We start from the raw sequence: 14,889 nt of genomic DNA, 5'->3' as shown, positions 1-14,889 counted from the left end.
GAAGCACCGGGCCCGAGGCAACACCCCGCACCCCGCCGGGCCGTACCGCCCCACTGATATGGCCGCCGTACGGCCCCGGCCCTCCTCCCGGGAGAACCCCATGACCAGCAGCGCCCTCGGCACGCCCACGGGACCGGCCACCGACGTCGAGCTCTCCATCGGCGGCATGACCTGCGCCTCGTGCGCGGCTCGCGTCGAGAAGAAGCTCAACCGCATGGACGGTGTCAGCGCCACCGTCAACTTCGCCACCGAGAAGGCCAAGGTCACCTATGGCGCGGACGTCACGGTCGCCGACCTGATCGCCACCGTGGAGAAGACCGGCTACACCGCGCAGGAGCCGGCCCCGCCCGCGGCGCCGGAACCGGCGACGGGCGGGAAGGAGGCGGCGGGCGACGAGACCGACGGGCTGCGGCAGCGGCTGTGGATGTCCTTCGCGCTGTCGCTGCCGGTGGTGCTGCTGGCGATGGTCCCGGCGCTGCAGTTCGACAACTGGCAGTGGCTCTCGCTGACGCTGGCCGGACCGGTCGTCGTGTGGGGGGCGTTCCCCTTCCACAAGGCCGCCTGGACCAACGCCCGGCACGCCACCGCCACCATGGACACCCTGGTCTCGATGGGCACGCTCGCCGCCCTGGGCTGGTCGCTGTGGGCGCTGTTCCTCGTTCACGCGGGCATGCCCGGCATGCGCCACGGCTTCGACCTCACGGTCTCGCGCAGCGACGGTTCGTCCTCCATCTATCTGGAGGCCGCGGCCGGGGTGACCACCTTCATCCTCGCCGGGCGCTACCTGGAGACCCGCTCCCGGCGGAAGGCGGGCGCCGCCCTGCACGCCCTGCTGGAGCTGGGCGCCAAGGACGTGGCGGTCCTGCGGGGCGGGCGCGAAGTACGCGTACCTGTCGCGGAGTTGGCGGTCGGCGACCGGTTCGTCGTCCGCCCCGGGGAGAAGATCGCCACCGACGGCACCGTGACCGAGGGCAGCTCGGCCGTGGACGCCGCCCTGCTGACCGGCGAGTCCGTGCCCGTCGACGTGACCGTGGGCGACGCCGTCACCGGCGCCACCGTCAACACCTCCGGCCGGCTGGTGGTGGAGGCCACCCGGATCGGCTCCGACACCCAACTCGCCCGTATGGCACGGCTGGTCGAGGACGCGCAGAACGGCAAGGCCGCCGTCCAGCGGCTGGCCGACCGCATCTCCGGGATATTCGTCCCCGTCGTCCTGCTGATCGCCCTCGGCACCCTGCTGACCTGGCTGTTCGCGACGGGCGACACCGCCGCCGCGTTCACCGCCGCCGTGGCCGTCCTGATCATCGCCTGCCCCTGCGCCCTGGGCCTGGCCACCCCGACCGCGCTGATGGTCGGCACCGGGCGCGGCGCCCAGCTCGGCATCCTCATCAAGGGCCCCGAGGTCCTGGAGTCCACCCGGCGCGTGGACACCATCGTCCTCGACAAGACCGGGACCGTCACCACGGGCAGGATGGGGCTGCGGGACGTCGTCACCGCCCCGGGCACGGAGGAGGCCGAACTGCTGCGGCTGGCCGGCGCGTTGGAGCACGCCTCGGAGCACCCCATCGCCCGCGCCATCGCCGACGGCGCCATGGAGCGCACCGGACCGCTCCCCGCGCCCGAGAGCTTCGAGAACGTCGCCGGGCTCGGCGTCCAGGGCGTCGTGGACGGCCACGCCGTGCTCGTCGGCCGGGAGCAGCTGCTCGCCGACTGGTCCATCCCCCTCCCCGACGGCCTCGCCGCCGCGAAGGCCGCCGCCGAGGCCGACGGCCGCACGGCGGTCGCCGTCGCCTGGGACGGCGCGGCGCGCGGCGTCATCACGGTCGCCGACGCGGTCAAGGACACCAGCGCCCGGGCCGTCGCCGAACTGCGCCGTCTCGGCCTGACGCCCATCCTGCTCACCGGCGACAACCGGGCCGTCGCCGAGTCCGTCGCCCGCGAGGTGGGCATCGACGAGGTGATCGCCGAGGTCCTCCCGCAGGACAAGGCCGACGTCGTGCGGCGCCTCCAGGGCGAGGGACGCACGGTCGCCATGGTCGGTGACGGGGTCAACGACGCCGCCGCCCTCGCCACCGCCGACCTCGGCCTCGCGATGGGCACCGGCACGGACGCCGCCATCGAGGCGAGCGACCTCACCCTCGTCCGCGGCGACCTGCTGGTGGCCGCCGACGCGATCCGCCTCTCGCGCCGCACCCTCGGCACCATCAAGGGCAACCTCTTCTGGGCCTTCGGCTACAACGTCGCCGCACTGCCGCTGGCGGCGCTGGGCCTGCTCAACCCGATGATCGCGGGCGCGGCGATGGCGTTCTCGTCGGTCTTCGTCGTCACCAACAGCCTCCGGCTGCGCTCCTTCAGGTGAACCGGTCCGCCGCGGGGATCCGTACCCCCGGCGAGCCCCCACCGTCACCCTGGCGCCCGCCGTTCCTACCGCCGTACCTGTCACATCATCCGGACGGAGGAACCCGGGCCTCGAATTCCCCCAACGCCCCGGCCTTCACGCAAGGATGCGCTGCGTACCGAGAACTCGGCTTCCGGAGAAGGAACTTCCCCGGAAGCCCTGATCCAGGAGAACCCTCATGTCTCACGCAGGAATGCGGCGCGCCGCCCTCATCGCCGCCTCCGCCGCGCTGCTGACCGGGGCCGCCGCGGCCGCCGGGAGCGCGGCCTCCGCGGACCCGGTCCACCCGGGCAAGCCCGCGGTCGCCCCTCTGCACAAGGCCGTCGAGGCCCATGGCATGGAGCAGGGCAAGGACCACGGCCAGGGCAAGGACAAGGGCAAGCACCTGGGCTGGGAGAAGGGCGTCGACAAGAAGGCGGACCGCTGGGACGCCCACCACAAGGTGTGGCAGCGCTGGGACGCCGACGCCCGGGTCTACGCCCAGTGGGACGAGCACGCCCACTGCTGGAAGCGCCTCCACAACGGCCACTGGCAGAAGTGGGACACCGCGCACAAGGCGTGGAAGTAACCACTGCTGCACAGGCGTTGTGTCGCCGGTCCGTCGCGACGGACCGGCGACACCCGCTCATCCTCAGCCGCGCAGCGAGCACGTGGCCCGCGCCGTGCGACTCGGGTCGCTCTCCGAACGGGCGGTGAGCGTCACCCTGCCGTGCCGGTCGGCACCCGGCTTCGCCGCCACGGCGACGTCGACCGGGACCGAGGCACCCGCGCGTGCGGTGGCCAGCCGGTTGGGCAGCCATGCGGACCAGCCCCGGCCGGACGCCGAGGCCGACAGCCGGTAGACATCGGACGCGGTGTACGGATCGGCACCCGCGGCCCGTCCGGTGTTGGCGAGGGTGAAGGTGCACACGGCCCGCCCGTCGGCCGGACGCCCCTTCGGCGCACCGTCCTTCAGGGCGACGCCCCGCGCCTGCGGACCCTTCCCGTCGAGGGACTTGACGCCCACGCTGTAGGAGAGGATCCCGGACGCGTCGCGCCGGACGTCGAGTATGTAGAAGTGGAGCCGGTTGGCCTTGTCCTCGTACTCGTACGAGCTGCCGGAATCGGCCCCCGCGTGGAACAGCGCGTCGCTGAGCTGCCGGTAGTCCCCCATGGTGATCTTCTGCGGGGTGCCGTCGGGGCGGACGAAGTCGGTCAGCCCGATGTCCTCGGGGTGCGCGTCGACCACCCAGGCGAACGGCGCCCGGTCCGCGTTCTTGGTCTTGCCGATCAGGACGCCGCTGTCCGGGGTGAACGAGTCCATCCCCATCCGGTCGACGACCTCGACGGTGTAGTTGTCGTAGCCGCCGCCGTCGCACAGCGGGTCCTTGGTGCGGTCGCAGGCCGGGGAGAGGTCGCGGCCCATGCTGATGTTGACGCCGGTCAGCCCCTTCTCACCGGGCGGCGCCGACCGCGCGGTCACCCGGGCGACGACCGTGCCGGACTTCTTCAGCGCGTCCCGGTCGAGCCTCAGCACGTTCTTGTCGTCGACGATGCCGAGCTTCATCTTGTCCCGGAGCACATGCTGGGCGCCCATCGAACCGCCCGCCGTGGCGGGGATCATCCACCGGGTGTGCGGACCGCCCGGACCGTTGAACGAGCCGCGCGAGAGCATGCCCCAGATGCCGGTGTAACTGCGGCTCAACGGCGTGCCGTAGGGATTGTTGTAGTTGTCGCCTATGCCCAGGATGTGGCTGAGCTCATGGGCGAAGGTGGCCATGCCCGAGCTCTCCGCCTGCGTGGAGGAGCCGTTCTCGGCGTTGGGCCAGATACGGGCAGCCGCCTGCCAGGACGTCCACGGCACGTACCGCGTCGCGGCCGCGTTGCTCCCCGAGGCGAGGGGCGAGGGCGGGCCCCAGGCGGCCGGCACGTCCCCGGCCGAACGGAACTTCATCTGCCCGAACTCCTGCCAGGCCGACGACTCGTCCACCCCCGCGGTGAGGTAGAAGACGAAGTCGAACTTCTTCGTCCTCTCCGCCCCCACATCGGCGGTCCAGGCACGCTTGCCGTCGGCCCGGATGTCCTTCCCGCAGCTGTCGCCGACGGGACAGGCCCCCGGGTTCATCCCCGGCTCGATGCCGTACTGGTAGGACTTCCACGGCATCCGGTACACGCCGAAGGAGGTCAGGTCGACCCCGACGCGCCCTCCCGAGTCCTCCATCCAGTACTCGTTGATGGTGTGACCGTGGTTGAGCGTCCCGGGCTTGTTGAGGAAGTCCCGGTAGAACGATGCCAGTTGCTTCCGGGGCACATTGGACGCGGTGGGCTGCGGGTTGCCGAACTTCCCGGCCCCCGGCGGCTTGCTGACCGAGAACTCCTCGTCGGGATAGTCGAGGAGCACCAGCGCGCCCTTGAACATCCGCTTCGTGGGCTTCACCGCCGGATCGGCCCAGCGGGTCCCGGGCACCGACCGGTACTCGGCCCAGGTCATGTCGTCGGGGTTGCGCCAGTGCTGCGGGTCGATGGGCCGGACGAGGGGCTGCCGGGGCCGGGCGGCGTCGCCGTCCGTCGCCAGCGCGGGTCCGGTGGCCGCGGCGGCCACGATGCCGAGGAGACCGAGGACAACACGTATTCGCCGTAACCGGCCGGGTCTCGTGTGACGTTGGGGGAACAAGACTCACCTCTGGTCGGATGGGGGACGTGGCAAGCCGTTCGGTGGGAGCGCCCACCGCGGTCACGGTAGGGCGAGGGACTGGCGGGGCGCCAGAGGGTGCACGAGTCCTCCCGGAGCGGCCCGGCGAACCCTCACGCCGCCGCCAAACCCCCTCGACACGGCCTCACTTGGCAACACCCCCGGCCGCCCCACCACCCGGGCGGCCCCTGCCGCGACGGCTCACGCCGCCTTGGGCGCCGCCCGCATCCCTATGCAGCAGTAGTGGCTTCCGTCGGCCATGGTGGTGAAGACCACCGGCATCCAGTCCTCGCTGAAGGCCGCACCCACCCCCGACGCGGCGAACACCGTCTCCGTCGTCGTCCCCGACACCGCCCGGGACACCGGCACCAGCTCGGCCTCAATCGGCGGGGAGAAGTCCTTCATCCCGTCCACGAACTCGTACACCAGGCGCCCCGCGCCGTCGTGTTCGCTGATGGTGATGACGACGCCCGCACGGGTGTAGGTGCCGGCGAAGGGCGCGAGCTCCACGGCCGGCGGCACGGCCGGGGGTGCGAAGGCGTCCGGCATCCGGACCCCGGCCAGTTCGTCGAGCAACTCCCGGAAGAGCTCCGCGTAGAGCAGGCGCGCACCGCCGCCGTTGGTGGTCAGGGCTATGGCCACACCCGCCTCCGGCGCCACGCGCAGATAGGCGTACTGACCTATCGAGGCGCCGTCGTGGCCGTAGCCCCGCACCCCGTTCCAGTCGTAGAGGCTCCAGCCCAGGCCCCAGCCGTCCGCGCTGACCGACCACTTGTCCGGGCAGTCGGCCTCGCGCCGCTGCATGGCGGCCACCGTGCCGGGGGCGAGCACCGGGGCGCCGTCCGGCGCCACCCCGCCGTCGAGGTGCATCCGGGCGAACCGGACGATGTCACCGGCACTGGCGATGACCCGGCCGTACGGACCGGCCGAGCGCGGCATCAGATCCCACGCGGGGGCCGGCTCGGGGTCCTGGCCCGGCTCTCCCAGGTGCCCCATCGCGACGCGGAACCGCAGGGCCTCCTCGGGGAGCGTCATCGTCCGCTCCAGGCCCAGCGGTTCGAACAGGCGCTGCTTCAGCGCCTCGTCCCAGGTGAGCCCCGTGAGCACCTCGATGATGCGGCCCAGCACGTTGTACCCGATGCCGCTGTAGGAGAGGGCCGTCCCGGGCGGGCAGTCGAGGGCGACGCCCTTGGCGGCCTCGACATAGCGGGCCAGGCAGTCGTCACCCCGGCCAGTGTCGAGGGTGAAGTCGCAGGTCAGTCCGCTGGTGTGGCTGAGCAGCCGGCGAACCGTGATGCCCTGGACGGCCTCGGGGTCGGCCACCGAGAAGTCGGGCAGGACGTCGGTCACCGGCGCGTCCAGGTCCAGCTCGCCGGCCTCGGCGAGCTGCATCACCAGCGTCGCCGTGTAGATCTTGGCGATCGAACCGAGCTGGAACACCGAGTCGGTGGTCGCCTCCACCCCCGTGCCCCGGTGCAGCACCCCGCTCGCCAGCTCGTGCACCGTCCCGCCGACGAGCACCGCCAGCGACGCTCCGGGAACCCGGTGCTCGGCGCGGAGCGCGTCCAGCCGCGCCTGCCAGCGTGCGGTGTCGAACGCGGTCGTGAGGTTGCTGGGCATGACGTCCCCCCGTCGTGAGCGGCTCGGTCCCCGTCGGACCGGCCTGACTCCGAACACTGTACGGACTTCCGCACGGTGTGCGCAAGGGCGTACAGCGTGCGGATCGATGGGTATCCTGAGCGCGAGAGAAAGGAGGCCGCATGCCGGCCGACGACAGGGCCCAGCCGAAGCAGCCGATCCCCTCGGTGTGGACCCGCCCCCGCCGGGGCAGGCGCGAACAGCCCGCACTGAGCCGCGAGCAGATCGTGTCCACCGCCCTCGAACTGCTCGACGCGGAGGGCGTGGCCGCGCTGAGCATGCGGAAGCTCGGCACCCGGCTCAACGCCGGGGCCACCTCGATGTACACCCACGTGGCCAACAAGGACGAGCTCGTCGAGCTGGTCGTGGACGCCGTCTACGGCGAGGTCGAGGTGCCCGCGCCCGGCGCCCCGGACGACTGGCGGGACGCGACGGTGCGCTGCGCGCACAGCCTCCGCTCGACGATCCTGCGCCACCCCTGGATGGCCTCGGTGGCCGGCGAGCTGGGCGTCACCCAGCTCGGCCCGAACGTGATGCGGCTCTCCGAGGGCATGCTCGCCCTCTTCGAGACGGCGGGCCTCCCCGCCGGCGAGGCCGACCTCGCGGTCTCCACGCTCACTTCGTACGTCATGGGCATCACCACCGCCGAGGCGGCGTGGCTGACGACCCTCGCCCGGCACGGGCAGAGCGAGCGCGAGTGGATGGAGAGCCTGTGGCCCGCCGCCGAGGAGGCCGCCGACGGACACCCCCAACTGCTGGTGCACTACGCCTCGTTGCGGCACAAGGACCCGCGCGAGACCCGTGAGGAGAAGTTCGACTACGGCCTGCGCATGGTGCTGGACGGCCTGGAAGCCCGGCTGACGGGCGCGGGCGGCACCGACTGACTGCGTCAACACCCGGCGGTGACGTGACGGCCTCCGGTTCCACCCATCGGGGGAATAGCGGCCCGAACGCGGCTGGATCCGCCGCCCGTTGTACAGGCTGTCCGCGTGCGGGGACGGGTGGGGGAAGTGCTGCGGGCGGGGTGGCTGGCGGGGGTGACCGCCGTCGCGCTGCTGGGTCCGGCGCCGGAAGCGGCGGCCGGGGATCCGGGCGGGCGCGCCGCGCCCCGGGCGTCCACGGCCGCCACGGCCGTCCGCACTCCGCCCCCGTACGCCGTCGGCACCGCGGGGAGCGGGCAGTTGTGCGTCCACGGCTTCGGTGCCGCCTCCCTCGGCGCCGCATCCCGCGCGGCCTCCGCGGCCGTGGAGTTGTGGATCCACTGCCCCCCGCCGCCGACGCCCGCGCCGTCCCCGCCGCCTCCGCCCTCCCCGAGGCCGCCCGCCCCTCCGAGACCGCCCGCATGCCGGATCCCTCCGCGCCCCGCTCCCCCGGCACGCCCCGCCCCGGCACCGCCGACGCGTACCCCGCGCCCCGTGCGCCCCGCTCCCGCCCCGCCCGTCACCGCACCCCCGAAGCGCCCGCCGGCCCCGCCCCCGCCACCCGTACCGGCCGTGCCCGCGCCCCCGCCGCCGTCGTCTCCACCACCCTCGCCTCCGCCGACACCTTCGCCGCACGCGTCACACCGCTTCCGGACCGGCGCGGTCACCGCACGGCCCCGGCCTCCGGTCCGCCACACCTCGCTGGTCACCCTCACCCTCCTGCTGATGACCCCGGCGGTCCTGGGAGTCGCCCTGCTCCGGCCGCGGTCCGGCAGCAGCCGCCGAGGCGGCTGACCCGGCGAACAGGAAAGCGCCGGACGGAAAGAGCGGGGAACAGAGCAGGAGGGCAGGGCGGGGAGAAAGAACAGGGTCCACGATGCTGCCGGGAAAGCAGAGCCGGCAAGCAGCGGGCACACCGGCGCCGCCCTGCATGGCGCCCGCCCGGGAAATACCCCGGCCGTCCGCGGCCGGACCGGCCGGGAACGTCATCCGCCCACGTCACAGCCGCGCGCCAGGAGCGACAGGCGTCGACCCCCGCCGAGGCCCGTACGCCGATCCCGCACGCCGGGCCCGCACAAAAAATGCCCCGGACTTATTGACGTCCGGGGCATTTCCCTGCGTATATTGAGTGTTTCTGTGCGCACAACTCACCGCACACAGAGAAGCTTTATTAAGGCCATGATATCGGGGTGGGAGTCACCATGTCAAATGCTTCGGACCAGGAATTGCGCCGGGAACAGGAATTCGTCGACACCCTCCACACACGCCTCGAAGAACTCATCGCACGGACCGAAAGCGGAGTGGCGGACGCGCTGGCCGCGACGGGCGGCACCTTCCAGGCCCGGCTGGAGCGCGACATCCTGGTCGCGGAGCGGTCCGGGCTGCTCGCCGCGTTCGAGGCCGGGGAGCACGGCCTCTGCTTCGGCCGGCTGGTCTTCCGGGACGGGCGCGACCACCACATCGGGCGCATCGGCATCCGGCGCGACGACGCCGAGCGCACCCCGCTGGTCGTCGACTGGCGGGCCGAAGTGGCCCGGCCGTTCTACCTCGCCACCGGCCACACACCGATGGGGCTGCGCCGCAGGCGTCACATCAGCACCCGCGGTCGCCAGGTGACCGCCCTGCACGACGAGATCCTCGACCTCACCGACACCGAACGCACCGGTCACGAGGGCAGCGACGCCGACGCCGTCCTGCTGGCCTCGCTGGACGCCGCGCGCACCGGCCGGATGCACGACATCGTGCAGACCATCCAGGCCGAGCAGGACCGGATCATCCGCGCCCCGCACCGCGGCGTCCTGGTCGTCGAGGGCGGCCCGGGCACGGGCAAGACCGTCGTGGCGCTGCACCGCGCGGCGTACCTCCTGTACGCGCACCGCGAGCAACTGGCCCGCCGCGCCGTGCTGATCGTCGGTCCCAACCCGGCGTTCCTCGGCTACATCGGCGAGGTGCTGCCGTCGCTCGGCGAGACCGGCGTCCTGCTGGCCACGCCCGGCGAGCTCTTCCCCGGTGTCACCGCGACCGGCACCGATTCCCCCCGGGCGGCCGCCGTCAAGGGCGGTGCCGCGATGGCGGACGGGCTGGCCGCGTACCTGCGCGACCGGCAGACGCTGCCCGACCCGGCGCTGGAGATCCCGCACGACGACGGCGACCTGCTCCTGGACGCCGGCATCGCGCGCGAGGCACGGCGGCGGGCGCGCGAGACGGGGCTGCCGCACAACCTCGCGCGCGCCACCTTCGCCTTCTCGGTGATCGACGCGCTCACCGCCCAACTGGCCGACCGGCTGGGCGCGGACCCGTACGGCGGGCCCGGTCTCCTCGGCCCGGACGACATCGCCCAGCTCGGCAAGGGGATCGCGGACAGCCGCGCGGTGCACTCCGCGATCGCCGAGCTGTGGCCCCCGCTCACACCCCAGCGACTCGTCGCGGACTTCCTCGCCGACCCCGTCCACCTCCCCGAGGCCGACGCCGGGGCGATCCGCCGCGCGGACGGGCCGTGGACGCCCGCCGACGTACCGCTGCTCGACGAGGCCGCCGAGCTCCTCGGCGAGGACGACTCGGCCGCCCGCGCCGCAGCCGAGGCCGAGCGGCAGCAGCAGATCGCGTACGCGCAGGGGGTGCTCGACCTGTCGTACGGCTCGCGCACCCAGGAGTTCGAGGAGCTCGAGGACGAGGATTCGGAGGTGCTCGCCGCCCACGACCTCGTCGACGCCGAGCGCCTCGCCGAGCGGCACGAGGAGGCCGACCACCGCAGCGCCGCCGAGCGCGCCGCGGCGGACCGCACCTGGGCCTTCGGCCACATCATCGTGGACGAGGCACAGGAACTGTCCCCCATGGCCTGGCGACTGCTGATGCGACGCTGCCCGACCCGCTCCATGACCCTGGTCGGCGACCCGGCGCAGACCGCCGAGCCGGGCGGCTGCGGGAGCTGGGCGAAGGCCCTCGCACCGCACGTCGGCGACCGCTGGGAGCACGTCCGGCTGGGGGTCAACTACCGCACGCCGTCCGAGGTCATGGAGGTCGCGGCGGAGGTCCTCCGAGCCGAGGGGAATCCTTCCTTCCGTCCCCCGCGGTCGATCCGGTCGACGGGGGTGCGGCCGTGGGCGCGCCGGACCGACGACGTACCGGGAGCGGTGGCGTCGGCCGTCGCGGAGCACGCGGGCGAGGGCGGCCGCACGGCCGTCATCGCACCGCCCCGGCACCGTGCGGCGCTGTCCGCCGCGCTGCCGGAGGCGTCCTGCGGGGTGGCACCGGATCTCACCCGGCCGGTGGTGCTGCTGGATCCGCGGCAGGCGAAGGGGCTGGAGTTCGACACGGTGATCGTGGTGGAGCCGGGGGAGTTGGGGGTGAGCGACCTCTACGTCGCTCTGACGAGGGCGACGCAGCGGGTGGGGGTGGTGCACGCGGACGCCCTGCCGGCGGGCTTGGGTGCGCTGACACGCTGAGGGGCCGCGGATCCTGCGGGAACGGCCCCGCCTCGTCGGCCGTCGAGCGCCGGACGCCCGGCGGCCGTTCGAGGACGCCGGGCCGGCCGACCACCGCCCCCGAGGCGCGAACTCCCGCCCGTCGCACCCGGATTCACTTCCCGAGGAAGTCCAGGATGCGCCGGTTCACCTCCTCCGGCGCCTCCACCATCGGGAAGTGGCCGACGCCCTGGAGCAGGACGCCGTCCGAGCCCTCGGGCAGGGCGGCGACGATGTCCGCGAGGATCTCCTCGTCGACGACCGGGTCCTCGCTGCCGTGCAGGTACAGGGTCGGCTGCGTGGGCAGCCCGGCGAGCAGCCGGCCCATCTCCCACTTCTCCGTGCCGAACGCGTCGGCGGGGAAGTTCTGCCGGTAAAGGCCCAGCCCCATGCGGAGGTTGGCCGGGTCGCGCAGGGCCTCCTTGCCCGCGCGGATGTCCTCGGCGGGGTCGTAACCGGCGACGTCGCCGCTCCAGTGGTTCCACAGCCAGTCGAGGTAGCCGAAGTCGTTCACCGGCACGAGCTGGTCGGCGACGCCCATCTGGAAGAAGTAGAAGTGGCTGTTCTTGTGGATCTGTTCGGGGACGGCCGCCCGGCGCTCGTAGAAGCGCAGCGGCGGGACGTCCGCCACCACGACCTTCGACCAGCGCTCCGGGGCGAGGGCCGCGGCGCCCCAGGTGGTGAAGCCGCCCCAGTCGTGGCCGACGATGACCGCGTCGCCGTCGCCGCCCAGCGCCTCGTGCAGCGCGTTGGCGTCCGCGACCAGGTCCTTCATCAGCATGCTGCCGTCCGGCGGCACCTGGCTGGGGGCGAAGCCCCGCATGTACGGGGCGACGGCCCGGTACCCGGCGGCCGCGAGGACCGGCATCAAGTGCCGGTACATGCCCGGGGTCTCCGGGAAGCCGTGCAGCAGCAGGGCGAGCGGGCCCTCGCCCTGCTCGACGTAGGCGAGCTCGATGCCGTTGACGGTGATGCGCTTCGTTTCCATGGGTCCTCCCCCAAGGCCGTGACGAACGTGTCCTGTAACGAACGTTCTACACAGACCGTAGCACGCGCTAGAACGAACGCTCTACTCAGCACTCCCGTCGCGGTGCGGGCATCGAACGACTGCACGTCGGCATACGGGCGAAGCGGGTGACCTCCCTCCGCCGAAGGGGTACCTGTGCATCACCGACCCCAGGAGCCCCCATGCGCGTCCACAACGCCGTCGCCCTCGTCACCGGCGCCAACCGCGGCATCGGCAGCGCCCTCGTCACCGCGTTCCTGGAACGCGGCGCGACGCGGGTCCACGCGGGGGCGCGCGATCCCGGGACGCTGGCGGCGGTGACCGCGCAGGACCCGGAGCGGGTCCGTCCGCTCGCCCTGGACATCACCGACCCCACCTCGGTCAGCTCCGCCGCCCTGACCGCGGCCGACGTGACGATCCTGGTCAACAACGCGGGCGTGTACGCGATGGGACACCTGCTGGAGATGGACCTCAGGGACGTCGAGACCGTGATGAACACCAACTGGCTTGGCACGCTGCGCGTCCTGCGCGCCTTCGCACCCGTAGTCGAGGGCAACGGCGGCGGGGCCGTGGCCAACATCATCAGCGTCGGCGCCTTCGGCGGGACGCCGTCCATGGGCGCCTATCCCGCCTCGAAGGCCGCGCTCAACGCACTGACCCAGGCCGTCCGGCCGGACCTCGCCCCGCGCGGCATCACCGTGCACGCGGTCTTCCCCGGGCCGGTCGACACGGACATGCTGCGGCTGGCCTCGGCCGGCCTGCCCGCCATGGCCGACTTCCCCCGCGCGACCACGGCCGACGTGGCCCGGGCGATCGTCGACGGCATCGAGGCGGGGGCGGAGGAGATCTTCCCCGACCCCTTCGCCGAGCAGATCGGGGAGGAATGGAGTCACGACCCCAAGGCCGTGGAGCGGCGGCTCACCACCATCGCGTGACGTGCGGCGGGGACGGGCCGGAGGGATCATCGGTGCCATGGACGCCACGGAGCACCCCCTTCGGCTCGCCCAGCAGACCGAGGCCGACGCGCTGCTCTCGCGCAGCCCGCTGGCGGCCCTGACCGGGATGCTGCTCGACCAGCAGATCCCCATGGAGTGGGCCTTCACCGGCCCGTACACCATCGCCCGCCGGCTCGGCCGCGACGACCTGGACGCCCACGAGATCGCCGCCTACGACCCCGAGGCGTTCGAGGAGCTGTGCGCGCGGAAGCCGGCCGTGCACCGCTATCCGGCGGCCATGGCGAAACGGGTGCAGGTGCTGTGCCGATATCTCGTCGAGCACTACGACGGCGACGTCACCGCGCTGTGGCGGGACGCCGGCAGCGGCCGCGAGCTGCTGGCCCGGCTGGAGGACCTGCCCGGATTCGGCACGCAGAAGGCCCGGATCTTCCTGGCGCTGCTGGGCAAGCAGCTCGGGGTGCGGCCGGAGGGCTGGCGCGCCGCGGCGGGCCCGTACGGCGAGGAGGGCAGCCGCCGCTCGGTCGCCGACATCACGGGGCCCGGTTCACTGGCCGAGGTCCGCGCCTACAAGCAGGAGATGAAGCGGGCGGCCAAGGCCGCGAAGGGCTGACGCCACCGGTCCACAGCCTGTGCACAATCGTTCCCTCGGCCGGGCGGCTCCCGGTTTGCGGCCGATTGTCGCCTTCCGACTCCCGCGCCATGGCTGCGCCGGGAGCCGCGGGCCCGGTAGGCTTTCCGTGTGATCTTCAAGCGCATCGGAAACGGTCGGCCGTACCCCGACCACGGCCGGGAAAGCACCCGCCAGTGGGCGGACGTCGCCCCGCGCCCGGTACGCCTTGACCAGCTGGTGACCACCAAGCAGCAGCTCGACCTCGAGACGCTGCTCGCGGAGGACTCGACCTTCTACGGCGACCTCTTCGCCCACGTCGTGAAGTGGCAGGGCGACCTCTACCTGGAGGACGGCCTGCACCGCGCGGTCCGCGCGGCCCTCCAGCAGCGTCAGGTCCTGCACGCACGCGTGCTCGAACTGGACTGACCAGTGGGCCCTTCCATGGCCCCTCACCCCTGATTTCACAGAGGTTTACAGCGGGTATTGGCCCTTTTGGGTTGGGGTCGGCGCAACCGTTGATCATCTAGTAGGCACCGGCCCCCGCCCGCACTACGCTGCGCGCATGAGCATGCTCACCCCTCCTGGCATGGGCGGAAAGTATCGCGTCACGGGCCGTCGATTCCCGCACATGCGGCGGCCGAGGAGCCCGAGAAGGATCGCGCTCGCCGCCGTTGCCGCGGTGGCCGTCCTGGGACTGGGTGGCTGGGGGACGCTCCAGCTCGTCGACGCCTTCTCGGGCGGCGGGGGCTCCCCGCAGGCGGCCCGCAAGAACGGCGACTGCGGCAGGGCCGCGCACGACGACCACACCGACGCACGGGCGGCCGGCCACGCCGCCCCGCGCGAGCAGCTCCCCAGGCCCGCCGACATCACCGTCAACGTCTACAACGCCACGCCGCGCAGCGGCCTCGCCAAGACCACCGCGGACGAGCTCAAGCAGCGCGGCTTCCGCATCGGCAAGGTGGGCAACGCCCCGGCGCCCTACGACAAGAACGTGAACGGGACGGCGCTGCTGCTGGGCGCCCCGGACGACACCGACACGGCGATGCGCGTGCTCCAGGAACAGGTGGAGGGAGCCGAGGTCAAGGCCGACGTCCGCAAGAGCGAGGAGATCGACCTGATCATCGGCGCCGGGTTCAAGGAGCTCGCGCCCCGGAAGGGCACGAGCCCCGGACCGGCGGCCTCCCCGCCGGTGTCCTCGCCGTCCGGGGGTGCCGCCAAGTGCTGAC

General features: G+C 72.9%; 11 protein-coding genes. 8 read left to right on the top strand and 3 right to left on the bottom strand.

From position 1 onward, the window contains the following. Positions 1-100: 100 nt before the first annotated feature. Together AB8735_RS20220 and AB8735_RS20215 are read left to right on the top strand one after the other, a co-directional pair. Positions 101-2,359: a heavy metal translocating P-type ATPase gene (locus AB8735_RS20220; RefSeq protein WP_372408689.1), complete on the top strand. Its 2,259-nt coding sequence runs from the start codon at positions 101-103 to the stop codon at positions 2,357-2,359. Between the two features lie 217 nt (positions 2,360-2,576). Next, positions 2,577-2,966: a hypothetical protein gene (locus AB8735_RS20215; RefSeq protein ID WP_344019217.1), complete on the top strand. Its 390-nt coding sequence runs from the start codon at positions 2,577-2,579 to the stop codon at positions 2,964-2,966. Positions 2,967-3,029: 63 nt separating this feature from the next. On the opposite strand, the gene AB8735_RS20210 is transcribed toward AB8735_RS20215, so the two are convergent. Beyond that, complete coding sequence (locus AB8735_RS20210; protein WP_372408688.1) at positions 3,030-4,979, bottom strand: M6 family metalloprotease domain-containing protein; 1,950 nt, start codon at positions 4,977-4,979, stop codon at positions 3,030-3,032. Between the two features lie 291 nt (positions 4,980-5,270). Further along, positions 5,271-6,689 (bottom strand): serine hydrolase domain-containing protein, encoded by a 1,419-nt coding sequence (locus tag AB8735_RS20205; protein ID WP_372408687.1) that lies wholly within the window; start codon positions 6,687-6,689, stop codon positions 5,271-5,273. 140 nt (positions 6,690-6,829) lie between these two features. On the opposite strand from AB8735_RS20205, the gene AB8735_RS20200 reads away from it, so the two are divergent. Further along, entirely contained in the window at positions 6,830-7,591 is a 762-nt protein-coding gene (locus AB8735_RS20200; RefSeq protein WP_372408686.1) for a TetR/AcrR family transcriptional regulator, read from the top strand. Between the two features lie 1,238 nt (positions 7,592-8,829). Beyond that, positions 8,830-11,073 (top strand): UvrD-helicase domain-containing protein, encoded by a 2,244-nt coding sequence (locus AB8735_RS20195; protein WP_372408685.1) that lies wholly within the window; start codon positions 8,830-8,832, stop codon positions 11,071-11,073. Positions 11,074-11,206: 133 nt separating this feature from the next. Here AB8735_RS20195 and AB8735_RS20190 read toward each other — a convergent pair whose 3' ends face one another. Next, on the bottom strand, positions 11,207-12,079 hold the full coding sequence (locus AB8735_RS20190; protein ID WP_344019207.1) for an alpha/beta hydrolase: 873 nt from the start codon (positions 12,077-12,079) through the stop codon (positions 11,207-11,209). A gap of 200 nt (positions 12,080-12,279) precedes the next feature. Here AB8735_RS20190 and AB8735_RS20185 point away from each other — a divergent pair, with 200 nt between their 5' ends. From AB8735_RS20185 to AB8735_RS20170, 4 genes are all read left to right on the top strand, one after another. Next, on the top strand, positions 12,280-13,032 hold the full coding sequence (locus AB8735_RS20185; RefSeq protein WP_372408684.1) for an SDR family NAD(P)-dependent oxidoreductase: 753 nt from the start codon (positions 12,280-12,282) through the stop codon (positions 13,030-13,032). Positions 13,033-13,069: 37 nt separating this feature from the next. Beyond that, complete coding sequence (locus tag AB8735_RS20180) at positions 13,070-13,663, top strand: HhH-GPD-type base excision DNA repair protein (RefSeq protein WP_344019203.1); 594 nt, start codon at positions 13,070-13,072, stop codon at positions 13,661-13,663. 129 nt (positions 13,664-13,792) lie between these two features. Beyond that, the gene (locus tag AB8735_RS20175; RefSeq protein ID WP_004943146.1) at positions 13,793-14,089 is read left to right on the top strand and encodes a type II toxin-antitoxin system VapB family antitoxin; all 297 of its coding nucleotides are present in this window, start codon (positions 13,793-13,795) and stop codon (positions 14,087-14,089) included. Between the two features lie 136 nt (positions 14,090-14,225). Next, entirely contained in the window at positions 14,226-14,888 is a 663-nt protein-coding gene (locus AB8735_RS20170; RefSeq protein ID WP_344019201.1) for a LytR C-terminal domain-containing protein, read from the top strand. The last annotated feature ends 1 nt before the right edge of the window (position 14,889 follow it).

Source organism: Streptomyces luteireticuli (assembly GCF_041519305.1).
GTDB classification, from domain to species: Bacteria; Actinomycetota; Actinomycetes; order Streptomycetales; family Streptomycetaceae; genus Streptomyces; species Streptomyces luteireticuli.
This window is presented reverse-complemented; position numbering and strand designations above follow the sequence as displayed.